Origin of the sequence: Xanthobacter cornucopiae (assembly GCF_043195065.2) — a bacterium.
Classification (GTDB): domain Bacteria; phylum Pseudomonadota; class Alphaproteobacteria; order Rhizobiales; family Xanthobacteraceae; genus Xanthobacter.
The window spans coordinates 103,927-123,989 of record NZ_CM195531.1; the positions used below are offsets into that span (position 1 = coordinate 103,927).

A 20,063-nucleotide genomic window follows, 5' to 3' on the forward strand; every position below is an offset into this window, starting at 1 on the left:
GGCCTCTGGAGGCCGCGTCTGGGCCGGGGCAGATGCTGCGGCTCCCACCCCCGGGTCGGGGCCGGCTGGGCGGGCGTGAAGCGCCGGCCTGAGGAACGGTCGGCGTCCGAGGGTGATCGGGCTAAGAAGGATCGGGCCCGGAGGCGGGCGCCGCGCCAGGATGGAGAGATAAAGGCCGGGCGCCCGAGGCTCCCGGCCTTTTTGTGTTGCCGGCCCGCGCCAGTTCGCCGGCCATTCCGTGCCGGTACGGCAGCGCAGTGACCCGGGACGCCGCGCCGCCCTGGCCTCCGGGGGCAGTCTTTCCGCCGCTGTCGGTCGGGCGGTTTTGGGCTTTCCGCTTTGGTTTGGCCGGCGGGCAGGACCCGCCGGCCGGGGGCCTTATACCAAAGGCCCATGAGCGTGACTCATGGGCCTTTGGTCAAGCCCGCGCGGCGCTTGAGCGGACCCACTTGGCACCGGTCGAAGACCGGGGCCGATGGTATTACTTGGCGTTCAGCAGTTCCGGCACCGAGAGCAGGACGAATTCATTGTCGTCATTCTTCTGCGGCGTGCGGCTGGCGGAATAGGGCAGGTTGTTGTCGATGCCCACCACGATCTCGGTGGGGCTCACGCGCACCACGTCCTCGATGGTGAAGAAGGGCAGGTCGAGCACGCCCTCGTTTCCGCCCTGGCGGGCCTTGCCGTTGGGGTCCTTGATGTTCAGCAGATCGATATATCCCACCTTGCGCACCTGCTGGCCGGCGGTCTCGGGCGAGAACTCCACCTTGTAGACGCGCTTGAAGCGGGCCGGCTTGTCGAAGCAGGTGGGGGCCACCTGGCCTTCGGGGCACGCCTTGAAGCGGGTGCCTTCCAGGCTGTCGCGCTCGATGATGAGGCCGTGGGTGTCGTCGATCATGTTGAAGTCGCCGATGGCGTTGCCCGCCACCGCCAGCGGATAGGTCCAGAAGCGGCCGGTCCATTCCTTCTTCGCAAGGTCGAACTCAAGCACCCGCAGCACCTCGGTGTCGCCGGCCTTCTCCTTGCCGCCGGTGGCGGCGTCGAACAGCGGGCCTTCCAGCAGCGCATAGAGCTTGGTCTTGTCGGGCGACAGGGCCATGCCCTCGAAGCCCTTGGAGCGGTAGACGTTGAACGCCACCTTGCCGTCCGGCGCGGACGGCGTGGTCACCGCCGGATGGTCGGGCGAGCGTACCACCTTGCCGTTCACCTTGGTCTCGTGAATGGCCTTCACCTTGCCCTCAAGATCGGTCTCGATCAGGAACGGGCCGAATTCCTCGCCGAACCAGATGCTGTCCCCGACCACCTGGATCGATTCGAGATCGAAGTCGGAGCCGGTGAGATAGCGCTTCGGCGTGCCCTCAAAGGTGATGGGGTAAGGCACCTTCTTGTCGGGGTCATGCAGGAACACGGTGGCGAGCCGCTCCACCTTGCCATCCTTGAAGTCGATCCTCAGGCGGTGGGCCATCAGCATGGTGTCCGGCGAGTTGGCCTTGGAGCCGAAGCCGTTGTCGGTGATGACCCAGAAGCGGTCGCCGCCCTCGTGGACGATGCCGGAGAAGCCCTGCACCGGCTGGCCCTGGAACGGCAGCGCGAAGCCGGTTTCGCGCGGGGCGGCCGGGTTCGACAGCACGCTGGTGGCCTTCACCGAGCCCACCGCGTCGTTGCGTACGCGATCAGCGCTCGTGAACTTGCCGGACACCTTCAGATCGGCCGGGGCGTCCTCGGGCGGGGCGATGAAGGTGGCGGCGGGCAGCAGCGCCTGGCCCACCAGCACCGAGGGGAAAGCCGCGCCTTCGGTGGCGGCCTTGTCCTGGCTGGCTTTGTCCTGGCTGGCCTTTTCCTGCGCGAACGCGGGGGCGGAGATGAGGGCGGCGCCGGCGAGGAAAGCCAGCGAAAGACGACGGAGCGAGCGCGTGGGGGTCTGCACGGTGAGTCTCCTGGGCGGGGCCGGAGCCGGGCCGCCCCGGCGGCGTTGGGCCGTGGTGCGATTCGGACTTCGGACGGAGGGACACGGCATGGGGCGCCCGCCCGGCGGGGAGGCCGGCGGGACGGCACATGACCTTGCGTGCGCTAGGTGGACTGGAAACGGTGTCGGTCGCGCGACAGCGCCGCGACGCTTCCTTGACGGACGCCGGGCGCGGGCGGACCTCAGATCAGGCGCAGACGCCGGAAAGCCCACAGGAAGAACAGGCCGAGGCCGACCAGCAGGGCCGTCACCAGCCAGAAGCCCTCGCCGTCCTGGGAGCCGGGGATGCCGCCCACGTTCATGCCGAACATGCCGGAGATGAGGGTGAGCGGGGCGAACACCACCGTCACCGCCGCCAGCACCAGCATGGACTGGTTCATCTGCTCGGCCCGCCGGTCCACCATCTGGTCGCGGATGACGGCGGCGCGCTCGCGCACGCTGTCCAGTTCTTCGGTAAAGCGGGTGACGCGGTCGGCGGCGTCGCGGATGCGGTTGCGGTCCTTGGGACCCATCCAGGCGTCGTCCTCGAGCGAGAAATGGTTCAGCGCCTCGCGCTGGGGCGCGATGTGGCGGCGCAGCTTGATGGCCACGCGCCGCAGTACCGCCACCTTGGGCAGCAGCGCCGAGTTCACCTCGGCCAGCACGGTGTCTTCCAGTTCGTCGGCCTCGTCGATGAGGCTGTTCACCACCGCATCGAGCCGGTCCACCAGGCGCATGGAAAGCTCGGCCACGAATTCCCCCTGGGTGCGCGGGCAGCGGCCGCGCTTCAGCATGTCCTCATAGTCGGCGATGGCGGACAGCGGCTCGTGCTGCACCGAGATGATGCGCTGGGCGTCGACCCACAGGTGCACGGTGATGAGTTCTTCCGGCAGCGCATTGCGCTGCAGGTTGATGCCGCGCAGGGACAGCAGGGCGCCGTCTGCGAAGATGGCGCAGCGCGGGCGCGCCTCCGGCTCCACCATGGATTCGATGGCCGAGGGGTCGATGCCGGCGGTCTGGCGCAGCCAGGTCTGCGGCGCCCGCTCGATGTGCCGGAAGTGGAGCCACAGGAAGCCGCCCTCGGGAATGGGCTGCCGCAGCACCTCGCTCCAGGAGATGCGGGCACCGGCGCCTTTGCCATCGAAGGACCATGCGGTGAGCAGGCCTTCGGCGTCGAGACTGGTCGCGAGGCTGGGCGCGAGGCTGGTCATGGGCCATCCGTGGGCGGAAGGGACAGTCGTCCCTTCCTGGCACGATTGCGCGACGCAAGAAAGTCGCTCGCGCAAGGGCATGGCTCAGCTTGTGAGGGGCATCCACCGGCCGGTGACGCCGGCGCGGCGCTACTTCGGCACGCCGTTGATGACGAACAGGGCGTTCAGGAACTGGTCGGGCGGAAACTTGCCGAAGGTGCGGGCATAGATGTCGCGGATGCTCTCGGTCCGGTAGAGGTCGGCGAGGGTCGAATCCACCAGCAGCCGGAACGCCTGGTCGCCGCGCGGCAGGCCCAGCGCATAGGTCTCGAAGGTGAAATACTGGTCCGAAAGCGTCAGCTTGCCGGCATAGGGACCGTTCGAGATGAGGTAGTACAGGATGCCGCGATCGCCGAAATAGGCGTCGAGCTTGCCATCCGCCAGCAGCTTCAGGCCTTCGGGGTGGTCGTTCACGGTGATGACGTCGGCGGCGACATGCATCTGGCCGAGGGTGGTGCGCAGGGTTTCCTCCGTGGTGGTGCCCTTCAGCACCCCCACCTTGCGTCCGGCGAGATCCTCCAGGCCCTTCACGGGCGTGCCACGGGTGACGACGCTGGCGCCGTCGATGAAGGTGGGTAGGGAGAAGTCCACCAGGGCGCGGCGCGACATGGTCATGGAGCTGGGCTCGCACAGGATGTCGATGCGCCCGTCGCGCACCGCCAGGAAGCGGTCGTCGGCGGTGACCTTCACATAGTCGATGTTCAGCTTGGGCAGCTTGAGCGCCTTCTGCACCCCGGCGGCGACCTCCCGGCAGAGGTCCACGATATAGCCGGCCGGCTGGCCGTTGCCGGCGGAATAGGAGTAGGGCGGGGCGAAATGGCGGTAGCCGATGCGGAAATTCTGGCTCTGCGCCACCCGCTCCAGGGTCTGCGCCATGGCTGATGGCAGCGCGCCCGGCGCCAGAAACGGCGCGAGCAACAGCACCGCCAGACCGAGCCGCCGCCCCCAAGGTGCCCTCATCTTTCCCTCCCCCGCCTTCCGCCGCTCCGCGCCCGCGCCGGATGCTGCCATCGCGTGGCCGAAATTACCACTGTGTTCGCGCCGCCGGCCGGGTTCCGCCGCGACATTGTGACGGCGCGAGGGCGCGTGAAATCACCGTTGGCCTGGTGTTATATCTGAACATATATAGGATTGATCCTGGCCCGAGCGGGGCCTTTTCAAGGGACGGCTTTTCATGACCGCATTGCTTTCGCGTCGTCGCCTGCTTTCCACCTTCGCTGCCTCCGGAGCGATGGCGCTCGGCGGCGGCGCGTTCTCGCGGGCCTTCGCCGCCCCGGCCGAGGGGCTGGAGATTCTCGGTGCGCCCAACGGGTCCACCATCGTGCTGGTGCGGCTGCTGGCTTCCGGCGGGCTCAGCGCCGCCGCCCCCGGCGCCACCTTCCGCCTGTGGCGCGACACCGACGACCTGCGCGCGGCCATCGTCTCCGGCCGCACCCGCCTGTTCACCACCCCCACCCACGTGCCGGCCAATCTCGCCAATCGCGGCCTGCCGCTGAAGCTGCTGGCCATCTTGTCCATGGGCCACCTGACGGTCGTGAGCGCGGACGAGAGCATCAAGGACCTCAAGGATCTGGCCGGGAAGTCGGTGCTCGGATTCTTCCGCAACGACATGCCAGACCTCGTGTTCCGCGCCTGCCTGAAGGGCGCGGGCATGGACCCGGACAAGGACGTGACCCTGTCCTATGTGCAGACCCCCATGGAGGCGGCGCAGATGCTGGCGGCCGGGCGGGCGTCCACGGCGGTGCTCTCGGAACCGCCGGCCACCGCCGCCATCATGATGGCCAAGCACGCCGGCCTGTCGCTTCATCGCGCGGTGGACCTGCAGGCGGTGTGGCGCAGCCAGCATGGCGGCCTGGGCCTGCCCATGGCCGGCATCGCCGTGCACGAGAAGCTGATCGAGGACAATCCGGAAGTGATGGCGGCGCTGCGCGCCGGTCTGGTGCCGGCCAAGGACTGGGTGCTGGCCAATCGCCCCGCCGCCGGTGAGCTGGCGCAGGAGCAGATGGGCATGAAGGCGCCGATTTTCGCGGCTTCGCTGGAGCATTTCAACGTGGTCGCCACCGGAGCGAAGCAGCTCAAGCCGGGGCTGGTCGCCTTCTACGAGACCATTCTCGCCCTGCAACCCGACGCCTTGGCGGGGAAGCTGCCGCCGGACGACTTCTATCTCGACCTGTGAGGCCGGGATGATGCGCGCCTTTTCCTTCGCAGGCGCGGCCGGACGCTGGGGCTGGGGCGCGCTCGGCGTCGCGCTGCTGCTGGCGGCGTGGCAATGGGGATTCCAGGCCTTTGGCCCGTTCGTGCTGCCTTCGCTGCCGGACACAGCGCGGGCCATCTGGCGGCTGTTCGCCACCGGACAGGCCTTGCCGGCCCTGGCTGCCACCGCCGGCCATGCCCTGGGCGGCTTCGCGGCGGGCGGCGCCGCGGGGCTGGCGGCGGGGCTTGCCGGCGGGCTGGTGCTGCCGGTGGGCGCGGCGATGGCGCCTGTGCTCATCATGATTCTCGGTACCCCGCCCATCGCCTGGGTGGTGCTGGCGCTGCTGTGGTTCGGTCCGGGGGGCGGGGCGCCGGCCTTCACGGTGGCGGTCACCGCGGCGCCCATCGTGTTTCTGGCGGCGCTGCAGGGGGTGCGCAGCCGCGATCCGCGGCTCGACGAGATGGCGCGCATCTATCGTGCGCCGCCGTGGCAGCGCGCCAGTGATCTCATCCTGCCGGCGCTGGCGGACCATCTGGTGCCGGCGTTCGCCACCGCGCTCGCCTTCTCCTTCAAGGTGGCGGTGATGGCGGAGGTGCTGAGCGGGGCGAGCGGGGTGGGCGGCGGCATCGCCACCGCCCGCGCCTATCTGGATCTGGCCGAGACCATGGCCTGGATCGTGCTGGTGGTCGCCTTCCTGCTGGCGGCGGATGCGGTGTTGCTGGCGCCGCTGCGGGGCTGGGTCGCCGCCCGCGCCGGTGGCGGCGCGGCGGTTCCGCTCGGGGGAGGGTGAGCCATGCTTCAGCTCGAAGGCGTTCGCCTCACCTTTGCCGACGGCGCGGTGCTGGAGCGCATCGATTTGCAGGTAAGGCCCGGTGAGCTGGTGGTGTTGATCGGCCGGTCCGGGTGCGGCAAGACCTCCCTGCTGCGGCTGGCGGCGGGCGTCCAGGCGCCGAGCGCGGGCGTGCTGCGCAACGGCTTCGGCAATGCCGCCATGGTGTTCCAGGACCCGCGCCTGCTGCCCTGGGCCGATGCCCGTGACAACGCCGGCTTCGGCCTGAAGGCGCGCGGCGTTGCCCGGGCCGCACGGCGGGCGGCGGCGGCGGGCATCCTGGCCCGCTTCGGCTTCACCCCCGGCGATCTGCGCAAGCGGCCGGCGGCGCTTTCAGGGGGCATGCGGCAGCGGGTGGCCATCGCCCGGGCGCTGGCGGTGGGGCCGGACCTGGTGCTGATGGACGAGCCTTTCTCCGCCCTCGACGTGGGCCTGCGCCAGGAGCTTCAGGCCCTGGTGCGGCGCGAGGTGGAGCGCGCCGGCACCGCGGTGCTGTTCGTCACCCATGACCTTGCGGAGGCGGTGCGGCTGGCGGATCGCATCGTGGTGCTGTCGGCGCGCCCGTCGCGGGTGGTGGCCGACCTGCCCCACACGCCGGTCAGCGCGCCGGGCGACGTCTACGCGGCGGCGGCCGCGCTGATGCGGCGTCCCGAGGTGGCGGCGGCGCTGGCGGGGCCGACGCCCGCGCAGCCCGAGGCCCCGGCGATTGCGGCCGCGGCGGTGCCGCTCGCCGCGGGTTAGGCGCACGACCGGTCGTGCTCCGGCGGGTGTCGGCGGGGCTCAGGATTCGGCGCTCTGGCTGGCGCGCACGCGTTCCGTGAAGCGGGCGACGGCGTCCTGTTCCAGGGTGCGCTGGATGGCCTTGGCGGCGACCACGCCGTCGGCCATGGAGGTGACGCAGCACGGATGCATGCGCTGGGCGATCTCGCCGATGGCGTAGAGGTTGGGGAGCGAGGTCTGGCAGTCGGGATCGGTCTCGACAAAGCCGCGCGCGGTGCGCGCCAGCTCCAGATGATGGGCATAGGGCAGGTAGGGCTCCCAGCCGTAGAGCACCACCAAGCGGTCATAGGCGCGGTCCGCCACCGCCGGCCGTTCCGGCTCCACGTGGTAGGCGCCGAGCCGCACGTCGCCGGCCGGCACCTTCTCCAGGAACTCGCGCCGGGCGCGAATGGTGCGGGCATAGATGTGCACTGCCGCCGCGCCGCGCTTGCGCACGAACATGTAGTTCTCGAAGGCGTTGTCGCCACCGCCCAGGATCGCCACCTCCAGTCCGTCGAAGGCGGCGTTGAACATGGTGCGGCCAGGGCCGATGAGCACCTGGTCCGAGGCCGACAGCCCGCCCTTGACGGGCCGCACGCCGCTGGCCAGCACCGCGGTGCGGCCGAACACCATGGCGCCGCCGGCGGTGGTGACACGAAAGCCGCCCACCACCACGTCGAGCGCGGTGACGCTTTCGCCCAGGCGGCAGACGATGTCGTGGGCCAGGAGGTGGCGGTGGATGTCGTGGGCCACCTCGTAGCCGGTCTGGTTGGTGACCGAGGCGATCCATTCGTTGGGATAGGGGTTGTCGTTCTGCAAACCGCCCAGGGTCGGCCGCCGCTCGATCAGGCAGGGCCGGAACCCCAGCATCTTCAGCCAGAGGGCGCAGGATGCGCCGGCTGGCCCGCCACCGATGATGACCGCGTCGAACATGCCTGCGTCAGCCTCGCGCCCCCGCGATTGACCTCCGGCCGGGCGTCCCCTCCGGTTCCGGCGGCACGGAAGCCGCCGGGAACGCCAGCCTTCCGCATTAGGGCCGTTCGCCAAAGCGAACGCAAGGGCGCGTCATCGCCCCCTTGCGTGCCGTGCGTTCAGCGCTCCACGAAGGCCTTCTCGATCACATAATGGCCGGGGTCCGACTGGCTGCCTTCCTTGAAGCCGCGCGCCTCCAGGAGCGCCACCATGTCCTTCAGCATCTGCGGGCTGCCGCACAGCATCAGGCGGTCCTCCTCCGGCGACATCACCGGCAGGCCGATGTCGGAGAACAGCTTGCCGGAGGTGATGAGATCGGTCAGGCGTCCCTGGTTGCGATACGGCTCGCGGGTGACGGTGGGGTAATAGATGAGCTTCTTCTTCACCTCTTCGCCGATGAACTCGTTGTTCGGCAGCTCCTGGGTGAAGAAGTCCTCATAGGCAAGCTCGCCCACCGTGCGGGTGCCGTGGATCAGGATGATCTTCTCGAACCGCTCGTAGGCGTCCGGGTCCTTGGTGACGGAGAGGAAGGGGGCGAGCCCGGTGCCCGTGGAGAGCAGGTAGAGCCGCTTGCCGGGCAGAAGATTGTCCTGGATCAGCGTGCCGGTGGGCTTGCGGCCGACCAGGATCTTGTCGCCCACCTTCAGGTGCTGCAGGCGCGAGGTGAGCGGGCCATTCTGCACCTTGATGGAGAAGAACTGCAGGTCTTCCTCGTAATTGGCGCTGGCCATGGAATAGGCCCGCAGCAGCGGGCGGCCGTTCACTTCCAGGCCGATCATGGTGAACTGGCCATTGAGGAAGCGGAAGCCCGGATCGCGGGTGCAGGTGAAGGTAAAGAGGTTGTCCGTCCAATGCTGGACGCTCTTCACGGTTTCCTCGTTGAAATTGCTGCTCATCTCATGGTCCGGCGCAGCGAGCCCGCGGCGGGCCGGCCGGTGGGCCGGGTGTCTGGGGCTCGATCGGTAAAATCGCCGCGCACCCTACAGGATGCGGGCGGTGCAAAAAAGTGCGACGGCATGTCCTCGCCGCTGCGAAAACGAGGGGTCAGCCTGTCGTCGGCGTGGTGGCAAGCACGGTGTCCACCACCTCAGCCACCCGCTCCCGCCACGGCGCGGCGCGGAAACCGAACGTGCGGTGGAACAGGTCGCTGGCGAGCTGGGAGTTGGCCGGGCGCTGGGCCGCGGTCGGATAGTCGGCGGTGGCGATGGGGCTCACCTCGGGGCTCCGGCCCAGGCGGGGACCGGCCGCGCGCACGATCTCGGCGGCGAAGCCGTGCCAGCTCGTCGCCCCGTCGCCGGCGAAATGATAGGTGCCCCAGCGCGCATCCCCGCTGGTGGCTACCTCGGCCGCCGCCAGCAGCGCCCCGGCGAGGTCGCGGGTGGCGGTGGGGCAGCCCTGCTGGTCAGCCACGATGCCGAGGCGATCCCGCTCGCGGGCGAGGCGCAGCACGGTTTTCAGGAAGTTGTTGCCGTGGGGACCATAGACCCACGAGGTGCGCACGATGACGTGGCGCTCGGCGGCGGAGCGGACCGCCGCTTCGCCCGCCGCCTTGGTCCGCCCATAGACGCCGAGGGGCGCGATCGGGTCCTGTTCCACATAGGGCGTGGGCTTGGTTCCGTCGAAGACGTAATCGGTGGAGACGTGGATGAGCGGGGTGCGGTAGCGCTCGCAGCGCTCGGCGATATGGGCCGGGGCGAAGGCGTTGATGCGGGCCGCGAGCTGCGGCTCGCTCTCGGCCTTGTCCACCGCCGTGTAGGCGGCGGCGTTCACCACCACGTCGGGGCGCACCGCTTCCATGGCGCGGGCCACGGCGGCTGGGTCGCAGATGTCGAGGGCGGTATGGTCGAGCCCGGTGAGCGCGAGGCCTCCCTCCCGGGCCCGATCGGTGAGTTCCCGGCCGAGCTGGCCGCCGGCGCCGAGCAGAAGAATGCGCATCAGGAGGCCTGCTCCAGGGTTGAAGGTCCGAGCCGCCAGGTGCGGCTTTGGAAAAAGCGTCGGACGGGCATCGGCTGTGCCGGCGATCCCGGGCGCCGTGGCAAGCGGCCGTGGCCTCCTGCCCGCCACCGGGGCACTGGTTGCCGGTCGCGCCGCCGCGGCGAAATCGGCGCCCGCCGTCACGCGTTCCATGCCTCCATACACCATCGGCGGGTCGGGGGCATTCGCGGGGAATACGGAGCCCGATCCCGGTCGTGCCGCCGGCCCCGGCGAGGAGCATGACTGCGGCGTCAGGGTTTGCGCGCCACCAGATAGGCATCCACCGGCCGCGCCGTGGACGGCATGGACAGGAAGCGGCTGGCCACCCGGGCGCCCAGATAGGCCAGGGCGATGCTGGCATGCCACGACCAGCGGTGGGCGAAGTAGCGCTCGTCCGGCGAATGATAGGTGCGGCGGAACAGAAGCTTATGCATCCAGAAGAACATGTTCTGGTGCGGTGAGGGCGGGGTGGCGGAGGCTTCCACCACCTCCAGCCCGAGCTGTTCCGCCAGCGCGGTGAAGGACTGCGGGTTCCACCAGGTCACATGGTGGGGCGGCATGTTGACGGGCAGGTTCGGAATCTCGGTGAGCGGCGAGGGAAACAGCGGCGCCGCCAGCACCACCAGCCCGCCCGGCCGCACCAGCCGCGCCATCAGCTCGGCGTGCCGCAACGGGTCCTGCACGTGCTCGATGACGTGGAAGGCGCACGCCACGTCATAGGCGCCGGGGTTCTTGGCGGCGTGCGCCTCCAGGGTCTCGCGGATGACCACGTCGTCCACGTCGGGCCCGGCATAGGGGTCGAGGCCGGTATAGCTGGCGTGCGGCAGATGGCGGCGGAACACGCCGGGACCGCAGCCGATGTCGATGACCTTGGCTCCATCGGGAACGTGCTTGGCTGTGTGCATGAAGTCCACGCGCGTGTCCGAGAGGTGGGTCAGCGCGTCGTGGACTTCCCATTTGTCGTAATAGGCGTTGTAGAAGGCGCCGTCGCCCACCACCATGGGGTCGAAATAGACGAGGCCGGTGGGCGATTCATACAGGCTGAAGCCCTTCACGTCGGTCAGCAGGTGGCTCACGTCCACCCCCTGGCCGAGGCGCCAGATGTCCTGCAGCAGCGCCTTGGAGAAGGTCTGGATGCGCCGCACCGGCGGCTCGCCGGTGATGGGGCAGGGCAGGGCGCCGGCCAGCGCGGGGTCGGACTTCTTCTTGGACGTTGTCGGTGTCTTGGCCACGAGCAGGTCAGCTCCGTTGGGCGGAAGTCGGCGTCGCGGCGCGTGGCGTGACGGTGAGCACGATGTCTGGCTCGGGCCGCGAGGTGAGGTTGCCGAGAGGAACGGGCGCGCGGCCCCGTGTCAAGCCGAGGCGGGTGCGGGTCAGCAGCAGGCGGGTGATTTCCGCCATCTCGATATTGGCGAACTGCGCCCCGGGGCACACCCGCGCGCCCAGGCCGAACGGGATGAAAGCGGTGCGGGCCGGCGGGTCCTCCCGCTTGAGCCAGCGTTCGGGCCAGAAGGCGTCGGGCTTCTTCCAGTAGCGGCGGTGTCGGTGCAGCACGCGCGGGGCCACCACCACGAAATTGTCCCTGGGCAGGGTGCGGGTCTCGAGCGGCATGTCTTCCCGGTTCTCGCGCAGGAAGAAGCCGATGGGTGGATAAAGCCGCAGGGCTTCCTGGCACAGGGCGGCGATCACCTCGTCGCCGGTGGCACCGGCGAAGCGGGCGGCCTTTGCGGGGGCTGGCGTGCCGGGCGGCAGGGCGAGGATGCCGGCGACGGTCTCCTGCAGGGCGGGGTCGCCGGCGAGCACGTAAGCAAGCCAGCTCAGGGTGGAAGCGGTGGTCTCGTGCCCGGCCAGCAGCATCACCGCGATCTCGTCGAGCGCCCGCTCGTCGCGTCCGGGATCGGCATAGCCGGCATCGGCCAGGGCGCGGGCGAAGATCGCGGTGTCTCCTTCCCGGCCCAGGGGGCCGGACAGGAAGCGCTGCCGCATCAAGGCGCGCATCTCCGCACCGATCTCCTCCAGCCCCAGCTCGTGGATGATGCGGGCGCGGGTGCCCTCGTCCGCATGGGCGAGGAGCAGAAGGGTGGCCTTGGCGCGCCGGTGGTAGAGCGTGAACAGGTCGGTGAAGCGCTGCGACTCCGCCGGGCTGAAGCGCCGGCCCAGGGTGCACACCGAAACCACGTCCACGGTGAGGCGGGACAGGTCCACGCCCACCGGGGCCGGCGCGCCGGGCTGCTTCAGCCAGCCGTCCAGATAGTCCTGGGTGAGGGTGCGGGTGACCTCGGCGATGTGCGCGGCCGGGATGGCGGCGAGGGCGCGGGCGAGCACGCGCCGCGTCTCCTTCACGGTGTCGCCGCCGGGCTGGCCGAACACCCCCTCGCCGATCAAGGGCTTGAGCAGGGCGTGGAGCACGGTGCTCTTGGGGAAGGTGCCGGCGCGGTCGAGCATCACCGTCTCGGCGGTGGCATTGTCATTGACGAGGGCGAGGCGGCGGAACGGCAGGTTGAACACGGTCTGCCAGCCTTCCAGCGGCTTGGCGCCGAGCAGGGGCATGGGGTCGCCCAGGAAGCGACCGGCGATCTTCGCCGCGAACGGCAGCCGGCCGAAAGCGCCGGCGCAAGCCCGGATCAGAGTGAGAATGGCCGTCTTCCTTTCACCCGGATCTGGTCCGGGCCCGCGATGTCGTAGGTGACGTGCCCCCATCGCACGGTCCGGGTCGAGGCGGCCCCGACGATGACGCTGAAATGGAACGCGTCGGCGACAGGTTGCACGATCCCGATGAGAAGCTGACCGAGGCGAACCGACGCAGGGTCGGCAAGCCCCGCGCGCGCGGCGACCTGGCTCACCAGATATTGCTTGAGCAGGCCGAGCGCGGACAGGCCCGCCAGCGCCGCCATGGCCCACGCGGCGGGCAGGCAGGCGCCCGCCACGATCCACGCGCCCAGCCGGACGCCGATGGCGCAGAGCGCCAGCCACCACAGCGCCGGGCGGTAGATGTGGCAGATCTGGTATTGCCGGCGCGCGAACCGCCAGGCCGGCAGGAGGCTCAGATCCGAGGGCGAGGCGATGTAGAGCGAGCCGCGCGTCACCACCTTCAGTCCGGCCTCCGCCGCCTTGAGGGAAATGGACAAATCGTCCGACAAGGTGCGGTCGAGGCTGGCGGACAGGTCCATGCGCGCGGCGGCGGCGACGGAAATGGCCATGCTGCCGCCCCACACCACGCGGGTGCTGTCGCGGTCCAGGCGCGGGGTCAGCGTCACCGCCCGGTCGATGGCCGCGACAAGGTGGGCGCCGAGGCGCGGCGCGCTCACCTGCTGCCAGCGGTGGCCGGTGACGAGGTCGAAGTCCTCGAGGAGGATCGGCGCCACCAGGCCCGACAGCCAGTGCCGGTGCGGGCGGATGTCGCCGTCCATAAGGACGATGATGTCGTCCCGCCCATCGATGTGTCGCAGCGCGGCCTGCTGGTTGTGGCACTTCTGCGCCTGGTCGGTGGCGGCGCCGGCGATCACCACCTCCACCGGAAACGGCGCGCCCTGGGCGGCGGCGCGGGCGGCGGCGCAGGCCGGATCATCCTCGGCCTCCACCACCACGATCAGCCGGCGCGGCCGCAGCGTCTGGGCACCGAGCCGCGCCACCATCTCGCGCAGATGCGGCACGGCTCCGGTGAGGGGCAGGATGATGCTGACCCGGGCCTGGGCGCGTTCGTGCGGCAGGTGCATCCACAGCAGCTTCCGGGCTGCCGCGACCACGGAAAACAGGCTCAACGCCAAGCCCAGGACGACCACGATGACGGCTAAGACGGCCAAATCGGAGCACTCGGTTGCGCGCCGCCGACGGGCGCAGGATGAAGCCCCTGGTCCGCTCAGCTCCCGAACGCGGGGCTGGGGGACCGCGGGGCGGCGAAGGACCCGGCGCCGGCGCGCCGGCGCACCCGCAGGGGCAGCGCCCGGCCGGGACGGATGGTGTTCTGGGCGATCGGCTCGACCACGGTTCCCGGCTTCAGCTCGAATGCGAAGCCCGATACCAGCATAGCCACGGCCAGCACCGCATCGGTGAGGCCCAGCGTGGCGGCGGGGCAGGCGCGGGGGCCCACCGAGAACGGGATATAGGTGTATTTGCGCACCTTCCGTTCGGTGGAGTCGGGAAGAAAGCGGGCTGGACGGAAGGCGTCGGGGGCATCCCAGAAATCGCGGTGGCGGTGCAGCAGCCAGGGCACCACCACCACCAGCGCGCCGGCCGCGATCTTGTGGTCGCAGATGACGTCCGCGTGGGTCGCCTGTCGTGCCAGCATCAGCACCGGCGGGTACAGCCGCAGGGTCTCGGAGACGACCGCGCGGGCGTAGGGCAGCGCCTTGAGCGCGCCCGGCGCGGGCGCGGCATCGCCGATCACCCCCTCGGCTTCGGCGCGCACCTGTTCTTCCACGTCCGGTGCCTGGGACAGCAGGTAGAGGGTCCAGGCCAGCAGGCTTGCCATCGGATCGTAGCCGCCGATGAACAGGCAGATGAGTTCGTTGCGCAGGGCCTCGCCCTCCAGACCGCCGGCGGCCCCCAGGGCGTGGGCGATGCTGTCGGGGGCGTTGCGCGTCCGGGCGATGAGGGTGTCGAACAGGGAGCGGACCACGGCCGCGCTCGCCATGATGGGCGCGTTCTTCAGCCAGGGCGTCCAGTTGGGCAGGCCCAGCAGCATGGGCAGATCGCTGCGGCTGGCATGGGCCTGATAGTCGGCGATGGCGCCGACCAGGGCGCTGGCATCGGCGTCGGCGAAGCCGCGGCCGAACAGCAGGCGGCCGATCATCTTGGCGGAAAGCCGGTTCATCGCGTCCAGCGCGTCCACCTCGCGGTCGTCGCCCCAGGTGGCCGTCACCTCGTCCAGCGCCTGCGCCAGCGCCGGCAGGCCCTGTGGCCGGAACCGCTCCAGCACCGCTTCGACCACCGCGCGCCGGGTTTCCCAAAGGGGACCGTCGCTGACGAACAGGCCGTCGCCCACCAGCGGCGCGAGGCCGCTGCGAATCTGCGGGCTCTTCCGCGCGAAATTCTCGTGCTTGTGAACCAGGGCCTCGGCCACCGTGACCGGGCTGTTGCAGATGAAGACCTGGCGGGTCAAGACCTGCAGTGTCATCGTGTGGTATTCAAAGGCCTTGTCTTCGAAAATCGTCAAAAAATTCGCCGACCCGTGCCGCAGCATCTCGAAAATGGAAGGCGACTTGGCCGGGCGTGGAGGGAAGGGGGGGACGAAGTCTGACATGCGCGCGCTCATTCCAGTGTCCGGTCGGCGAATCGAATGCTCGGGCCCGTGAGAACATGTCGAAAGTGGCGCAAGGCATAGCATATGCGCCCTCGGCTTCAATTCGATTCCGCCGGCGGCATCGACACCGCGGGGCGGGACCGGCGCTCCGGCGCCGTTGGGGAATGCCCGATCTGCTTTCCGGTATCAAGCACTTGCTGAAGTTGCAACCCGTACCCGCCCGCGACCGTCGCGGGCGCGAGGCCGGGAATGTCATCATCCGGCCTCGCGAACCTTTTATGAGCACACCGAAGATGCCCGGCCGGCGCCGCACCGGGATCGGCGCGCGGCGGGGGCCGGGGTTCTCCACGGGATTGACGGGATCGGCGTGGAGCGCTGAAAGGCCGATGGCGGGCACCGTCCGGGACCGGTATGGTCGGGCGCGGTTTCGGCGGCAGGGCGCGGGGTGCATCTCCCGCCGGGCGGGGGCGATGACGGAATGATCCATTCGACGGTGGCGGTCGGCGCGTCGGCCTGTGTGCTCGCGACGCTGGTATGCGACCTCATGGAGCGGGTTTTCGCTCCGGCGCCGCGTCGGGCCGGGGCGGTGGGGCCTCACCTGGCCTTGCGGCTCGCCGTGTTCGCCGTGCTGTTCCTGTTCTGGCTGGCGGTATCGGCGCGGGCGGCGTTCGCGGCCACGGCCTCCATCATCACTACGGCGGTGTTCCTGATCATCTCCGGGGAAAAGGCCCGGCACCTGAAGGAACCGTTCGTGGTGACGGATTTCGCCTTCCTGGTGCTCCTGGTGCGGCATCCGGACCTGTTCTACCTCGGCTGGCGCAAGTCGCTGGGCGTGTGCGCGGTCATCGCCGGGCTGGTCGGCCTGATCGTGGGCTGGATGGTGCTGGAGCCGCGCACCCTGAGCTGGGCCAGCCAGGGCATCGCGCTCGGGGCGTTGCTGGTGCTCGTGGGGCTGGCCTTCGCCGTGCCGCGCCTGCTGCTGTCGCCCTGGCCGCGGGCGCTGGCTCTGGTGACCGAGGCGCCGGCGCGGGCGTTCGTGTCGCAATTGGGATTGCTGCCCTCTGTCGCGGTCTCGGCGCTGGCGCTGCGGGCGCTGCCGGCTCCGGGGCCGCGGCCGGCGGCGGCGGCCGGCGCGCGCGGGAGCGCCGGCCCGATGCCGGGCCCGAACTGGGACGCGGTGGTGGTGATCCAGTCGGAATCTTTCTACGACCTGCGGCGCCAGGGGGTGGCGCTCGACCTCCAGGCGCTCGACGCATTGAAATCCCGTGCCCTCGCGCACGGACGGCTGGTGGTGCCGTGCTACGGCGCCTACACCCTGCGGCCGGAGTTCGCCGTATCCACCGGCCTGCCGTTCGCCGCGCAGGGCATGGATCGCTTCCACCCCTATCTGCGGGCCCGGCGCTTCGCTGGCCATGCCCTGCCGGCCGAGCTGGCCGCCGAGGGCTGGGAGACGGTGTTCATCCACCCCTACGATCCGCATTTCTTCAGCCGGGCGCGCGCCGTGCCCCACCTGGGCTTCCAGCGTTTCCTGACCGAGGCCGATTTCGCCGGCATGGAGCGCTTCGGGCCCTACGTGGCCGACGCCGCCGTCGGCACGCGGATGCGGGCTGAGCTGGCTGCCGCGCGCCAGCGGGCGCGCCCGCTCTACATGATGGCGGTGACCATGGAGGCGCACGACCCCTATGGCGCCGGCCGGCTGGCCGACACCGACGACCCGCTGGAGCAATATTGCCGCCATGTGACCCATGCCGATGCGCTGCTTGCCGGCATGGTGGCCGAGCTCGACGCGCAGACCGACCGCTCCCTGCTGGTGTTCTATGGCGACCACGCCCCGCTGTTGCCGGGCTTCGACATGCTGGCGGACGATCCGCGCACCGATTATCTCGTCGTCGCCTGCGGTCGCCAGATGACCGCAGGCGGTGGCGCCGCCGCCGGGGAATGCGCGCCGGACGGGCTCAACGCCATCCTGCGGCGAATGCTGAACCGGGAGTGATGCCGCGTCCGGTCGCTTTGACGGGGCGGGCGCGGGCCTATCGGGCGAGGTCGAGGATCAGCCTGTCCACGGTGTCGAAATGCTGCGTCCAGCTTGGCACCCGGAAATCCGCCAGGGCCGCCACCTGCGCCTCGCGGGCCGGGCTGTCGGGCCGGGCGAAATCGGTGATGGCCGCCATCCAGCCCGGCCCGTCGATGGGGTCGAGGGTGGTGGGAATATCCCCGGCGATCTCCTGGAACACGTCGAGGTCGGAGGCGATCACCGGCACTCCCAGCGCCAGCGCTTCCGCCAGCGGCAGGCCGTAGCCCTCGGCGAAGGAGGGGAACAGCATGGCCCGCGCCCCCCGCAGGAGCTGGCGCAACTGCCAGTCGGGCAGCCGGTTGCACTCGATCACGTGCGGCTTGAGCGCGGTGGCGCGATCCAGCAGATCGAGGATGTTCTCGTTCTCCCAGCCGCGCCGGCCCACCAGCACGAGCTTGGGGGTGTCGGCGCCGAGCCGCTCGGCCATGCGGCGCCACGCATGCAGCACCAGCAGGTGATTCTTGCGCGGCTCGATGGTGCCGACCATGACGAAATAGGGATGGGGGGCCAGCGGCGCGGCGCCGGTGGCGGCGGCGCGGAAGGTGTCCTCTATGCCGAGCAGGGCGACCACGCCCGGCGGCATCGTGAGGCCTTTGCGGCGGGCGAAGGCGGCCATCGCCGCCTCAGTATGGGCCGAATTATAGATGATCGCCGCCGCCGAGTTCAGCACCGCCGTCATGCGGATGTCGTGCTTGGCCTCGTCGCCCTCCCGCACATATTCGGGATGGGTGAGGGGGATCAGGTCGTGGATCAGATAGACCGGCTTCCAGCCATGGGCCCGCGTCAGGCGCTCCATCTCGCCGGGAAAGGTGAGCCCCTCATGCGACACGTTGAGATAGACCGCGCCCCGCCCCACCGGCCGGCTCAGGGCGCCGGTGATGCCGCCGCCGGGCGAGAACAGGGTGGCGAGCGCCGGGCGGATGTCGGCGTGGAGCGCGGGCGCGCCGGGCCGGGGCGGCGCCGCGAGGGCGCCGGGGGCGAGGCCGACGAAACGTTCCAGGCGCTCCAGCTCGCCGCTTGCGACGGTGCCGTCCGACTGGTCCCAGCGCGCGGCCAGGGTGTGGAGGAAGCGCGGCACCGCCGCCGCCCGCACCGGCCAGATGTGGGAGCGGTAGCGCACGATGAAGCGCACCTGCGGCGCGCGCGCCAGGAGGTGCAGGGCATAGGCCAGCTCGACGCGGTCGATGCCGGTCGGGGTATATTGCAGGGCGCGCCGGAAGATGCGCGTGATGTCCATCAGGATCGTCATGCCGGCGTTCCCCGAAGCGTTCTCGCGTGAAAGGGGACCGTTCGCCCGGGAATGAGCCTGCGGGCGGGATCGATGCGCCGCCGCCTGTCGCGGCCGGCGCCCGCGCGGTCCTTGGGTCCAAAGCCGATTTGCGCTTTTGCTGACATGTCTTGCCGGGCCGACGCCGCCGACCCTTGGCCGGGCGACGGGCTGGCCGGCGCGATGGTTCAGCCGCGCGCGGCGCCGGCGCCGCCTTCCAGCATGTCGGAGAGGCCGGCGAAGGCGAGCTTGCGGATGAAGGTGTCGGTGTTCGGCAGCTCCTCCTTGAGGATGGCCATCGTGGCCTCGATCTGCGCCGGTGTGTGCGACGCGGTCACGAAGAAGCGCAGTCGCGCCGCCTTGTTGGGCACCGCCGGATGGATGATGGGCAGGACGTTCACGCCCCGGTCCAGCATCAGGTTCGACAGCACCACCGCCTTCAGCGAGTCGCCGACGATGACCGGGATCACCGCGTGCCCGTCGGCGGCGCCGGTATCGAGGCCGGCGGCCCGGGCGGCGGCGAGGAAGTGGGCGCTGTTGGCCTGGAGGCGCGCCACCCGCTCCGGCTCCTTCAGCATCTGCCGCAGGGCGGTGAGGGCCGACAGGGTGGCTGGTGCCGACAGGCCCACCGAATAGACGAAGCCGGGGGCCGAGAGCTTCAGATAATCCACCAGATCCTTGGAGCCGGCGATATAGCCGCCGCAGCTCGCCAGGGTCTTGGAGAGCGTGCCCATCCAGATGTCGACCGCCTTGGGGTCGACGCCCTGGGCCTCGAACACGCCGAGGCCGCGCGGCCCGAGCACGCCCAGGCTGTGCGCCTCGTCCACCATCAGCCAGGCGCCATGGCGCTGCTTCAGCTCGACCAGGCGGGCGAGGTCGGGGGCATCCCCGTCCATGGAATAATTGCCCTCCACCACGATCAGCGCGCGCCCATAGGCGCCGCGTTCCGCCACCAGCATGGCTTCCAGCGCGTCGAGATCGTTGTGGGTGAACCACCGCCGGTGGGCGCGGGAGAGCTGGGCGCCGACGATGGCGCTGTTGTGCATCAGCTCGTCGTGGAACACCACGTCCCGCGGGCCCATTAGGGTGCCGATGGTGGCGACGTTGGCGGCGTGCCCGCTCACATAGACGATGGCGTCATCGGCGCCGTAGACGGCGGCCAGCTCGCGCTCGAAGGCGGTGTGGAAGGCGCGCTCGCCGGCGACGATGCGGCTGGCGGAAACGCTGGTGCCGAAGGCGTCCACCGCCGCATGGGCGGCGGCCTGCACCTCGGGGGCGCCGTTCAGGCCGAGATAATCATAGGAGGCGAAGTTGATCACTTCCTTGCCACCGATGACGGAGGTGGCCCCCGCGCGGCCCTCGTGGGTGCGGAAGAACGGGTTGGGAATGCCGAAGGCATTGGTGGCCGCGTGCATGAGCTTCAATTGCTCGAAGCCCGGCAGGGTGGCGAAGGAGGTGTCGTAATGAGGTGTCGTTGCCGTGGCGGGCGCGCCGCCGGGGGCGGTGGCGCGCATCCGGTTCAGAAGCGCCGCCTTGGCGTCGGCTGAGAGGCGCCCCTGG

At 70.2% G+C, this 20,063-nt stretch carries 16 protein-coding genes; 4 read left to right on the forward strand and 12 right to left on the reverse strand.

The genetic code is table 11. From position 1 onward, the window contains the following. Positions 1 to 481 precede the first annotated feature (481 nt). The 3 genes from V5F53_RS00430 to V5F53_RS00440 form a co-directional block, all read right to left on the reverse strand. Entirely contained in the window at positions 482 to 1,924 is a 1,443-nt protein-coding gene (locus V5F53_RS00430) for an esterase-like activity of phytase family protein (RefSeq protein ID WP_393995814.1), read from the reverse strand. A 221-nt stretch (positions 1,925 to 2,145) separates the two neighbouring features. After that, on the reverse strand, positions 2,146 to 3,153 hold the full coding sequence (locus V5F53_RS00435) for a zinc transporter ZntB (RefSeq protein ID WP_393995815.1): 1,008 nt from the start codon (positions 3,151 to 3,153) through the stop codon (positions 2,146 to 2,148). A gap of 129 nt (positions 3,154 to 3,282) precedes the next feature. Next, a complete protein-coding gene (locus V5F53_RS00440; RefSeq protein WP_393995816.1) occupies positions 3,283 to 4,152 on the reverse strand; it encodes an amino acid ABC transporter substrate-binding protein in 870 nt (289 codons plus the stop codon). A gap of 214 nt (positions 4,153 to 4,366) precedes the next feature. On the opposite strand from V5F53_RS00440, the gene V5F53_RS00445 reads away from it, so the two are divergent. Genes V5F53_RS00445 through V5F53_RS00455 form a run of 3 tightly spaced genes read left to right on the forward strand, consistent with a single transcriptional unit; the run spans position 4,367 to position 6,956 of the window. Then, positions 4,367 to 5,368, forward strand: coding sequence for an ABC transporter substrate-binding protein (locus V5F53_RS00445; RefSeq protein ID WP_393995817.1), 1,002 nt, complete (start codon positions 4,367 to 4,369; stop codon positions 5,366 to 5,368). A gap of 7 nt (positions 5,369 to 5,375) precedes the next feature. Beyond that, the gene (locus V5F53_RS00450; RefSeq protein ID WP_393995818.1) at positions 5,376 to 6,176 is read left to right on the forward strand and encodes an ABC transporter permease; all 801 of its coding nucleotides are present in this window, start codon (positions 5,376 to 5,378) and stop codon (positions 6,174 to 6,176) included. Positions 6,177 to 6,179: 3 nt separating this feature from the next. Further along, positions 6,180 to 6,956, forward strand: coding sequence for an ABC transporter ATP-binding protein (locus tag V5F53_RS00455; protein WP_393995819.1), 777 nt, complete (start codon positions 6,180 to 6,182; stop codon positions 6,954 to 6,956). A 39-nt stretch (positions 6,957 to 6,995) separates the two neighbouring features. Here V5F53_RS00455 and V5F53_RS00460 read toward each other — a convergent pair whose 3' ends face one another. From V5F53_RS00460 to V5F53_RS00490, 7 genes are all read right to left on the reverse strand, one after another. After that, the gene (locus tag V5F53_RS00460; protein WP_393995820.1) at positions 6,996 to 7,907 is read right to left on the reverse strand and encodes an NAD(P)/FAD-dependent oxidoreductase; all 912 of its coding nucleotides are present in this window, start codon (positions 7,905 to 7,907) and stop codon (positions 6,996 to 6,998) included. 158 nt (positions 7,908 to 8,065) lie between these two features. Beyond that, on the reverse strand, positions 8,066 to 8,842 hold the full coding sequence (locus V5F53_RS00465) for a ferredoxin--NADP reductase (protein ID WP_393995821.1): 777 nt from the start codon (positions 8,840 to 8,842) through the stop codon (positions 8,066 to 8,068). 148 nt (positions 8,843 to 8,990) lie between these two features. Next, positions 8,991 to 9,881 carry a dTDP-4-dehydrorhamnose reductase gene (rfbD, locus tag V5F53_RS00470; protein ID WP_393995822.1) on the reverse strand — a complete coding sequence of 297 codons (891 nt, stop codon included), beginning with the start codon at positions 9,879 to 9,881 and terminating at the stop codon, positions 8,991 to 8,993. 290 nt (positions 9,882 to 10,171) lie between these two features. After that, positions 10,172 to 11,152, reverse strand: a complete 981-nt coding sequence (locus V5F53_RS00475; RefSeq protein ID WP_393995823.1) for a class I SAM-dependent methyltransferase — start codon at positions 11,150 to 11,152, stop codon at positions 10,172 to 10,174. Positions 11,153 to 11,159: 7 nt separating this feature from the next. Continuing rightward, a complete protein-coding gene (locus V5F53_RS00480) occupies positions 11,160 to 12,470 on the reverse strand; it encodes a cytochrome P450 (RefSeq protein ID WP_393995824.1) in 1,311 nt (436 codons plus the stop codon). Positions 12,471 to 12,544: 74 nt separating this feature from the next. Then, complete coding sequence (locus tag V5F53_RS00485) at positions 12,545 to 13,723, reverse strand: glycosyltransferase family 2 protein (RefSeq protein ID WP_393995825.1); 1,179 nt, start codon at positions 13,721 to 13,723, stop codon at positions 12,545 to 12,547. Between the two features lie 56 nt (positions 13,724 to 13,779). Then, the gene (locus V5F53_RS00490) at positions 13,780 to 15,246 is read right to left on the reverse strand and encodes a cytochrome P450 (protein WP_393995826.1); all 1,467 of its coding nucleotides are present in this window, start codon (positions 15,244 to 15,246) and stop codon (positions 13,780 to 13,782) included. A 394-nt stretch (positions 15,247 to 15,640) separates the two neighbouring features. Between V5F53_RS00490 and V5F53_RS00495 the strand changes: the two genes are divergently transcribed. Next, the gene (locus V5F53_RS00495) at positions 15,641 to 17,155 is read left to right on the forward strand and encodes an LTA synthase family protein (protein ID WP_393995827.1); all 1,515 of its coding nucleotides are present in this window, start codon (positions 15,641 to 15,643) and stop codon (positions 17,153 to 17,155) included. Positions 17,156 to 17,192: 37 nt separating this feature from the next. Here V5F53_RS00495 and V5F53_RS00500 read toward each other — a convergent pair whose 3' ends face one another. Beyond that, the gene (locus V5F53_RS00500; protein WP_393995828.1) at positions 17,193 to 18,485 is read right to left on the reverse strand and encodes a glycosyltransferase family 4 protein; all 1,293 of its coding nucleotides are present in this window, start codon (positions 18,483 to 18,485) and stop codon (positions 17,193 to 17,195) included. A gap of 206 nt (positions 18,486 to 18,691) precedes the next feature. Then, on the reverse strand, positions 18,692 to 20,017 hold the full coding sequence (locus V5F53_RS00505) for an aminotransferase class I/II-fold pyridoxal phosphate-dependent enzyme (RefSeq protein WP_393995948.1): 1,326 nt from the start codon (positions 20,015 to 20,017) through the stop codon (positions 18,692 to 18,694). Positions 20,018 to 20,063: the final 46 nt, after the last annotated feature.

What these genes read in the sequence shown, in the direction of transcription:
- V5F53_RS00435 (WP_393995815.1), bottom strand. Translation starts at nt 3,153, where the DNA reads ATGACCAGCCTCGCGCCCAGCCTCGCGACCAGTCTCGACGCCGAAGGC.
- V5F53_RS00440 (WP_393995816.1), bottom strand. Translation starts at nt 4,152, where the DNA reads ATGAGGGCACCTTGGGGGCGGCGGCTCGGTCTGGCGGTGCTGTTGCTC.
- V5F53_RS00445 (WP_393995817.1), top strand. Translation starts at nt 4,367, where the DNA reads ATGACCGCATTGCTTTCGCGTCGTCGCCTGCTTTCCACCTTCGCTGCC.
- V5F53_RS00450 (WP_393995818.1), top strand. Translation starts at nt 5,376, where the DNA reads ATGATGCGCGCCTTTTCCTTCGCAGGCGCGGCCGGACGCTGGGGCTGG.
- V5F53_RS00455 (WP_393995819.1), top strand. Translation starts at nt 6,180, where the DNA reads ATGCTTCAGCTCGAAGGCGTTCGCCTCACCTTTGCCGACGGCGCGGTG.
- V5F53_RS00460 (WP_393995820.1), bottom strand. Translation starts at nt 7,907, where the DNA reads ATGTTCGACGCGGTCATCATCGGTGGCGGGCCAGCCGGCGCATCCTGC.
- V5F53_RS00465 (WP_393995821.1), bottom strand. Translation starts at nt 8,842, where the DNA reads ATGAGCAGCAATTTCAACGAGGAAACCGTGAAGAGCGTCCAGCATTGG.
- rfbD (WP_393995822.1), bottom strand. Translation starts at nt 9,881, where the DNA reads ATGCGCATTCTTCTGCTCGGCGCCGGCGGCCAGCTCGGCCGGGAACTC.
- V5F53_RS00480 (WP_393995824.1), bottom strand. Translation starts at nt 12,470, where the DNA reads ATGCCCCTGCTCGGCGCCAAGCCGCTGGAAGGCTGGCAGACCGTGTTC.
- V5F53_RS00490 (WP_393995826.1), bottom strand. Translation starts at nt 15,246, where the DNA reads ATGCTATGCCTTGCGCCACTTTCGACATGTTCTCACGGGCCCGAGCAT.
- V5F53_RS00495 (WP_393995827.1), top strand. Translation starts at nt 15,641, where the DNA reads ATGATCCATTCGACGGTGGCGGTCGGCGCGTCGGCCTGTGTGCTCGCG.
- V5F53_RS00500 (WP_393995828.1), bottom strand. Translation starts at nt 18,485, where the DNA reads ATGACGATCCTGATGGACATCACGCGCATCTTCCGGCGCGCCCTGCAA.
- V5F53_RS00505 (WP_393995948.1), bottom strand. Translation starts at nt 20,017, where the DNA reads ATGCGCGCCACCGCCCCCGGCGGCGCGCCCGCCACGGCAACGACACCT.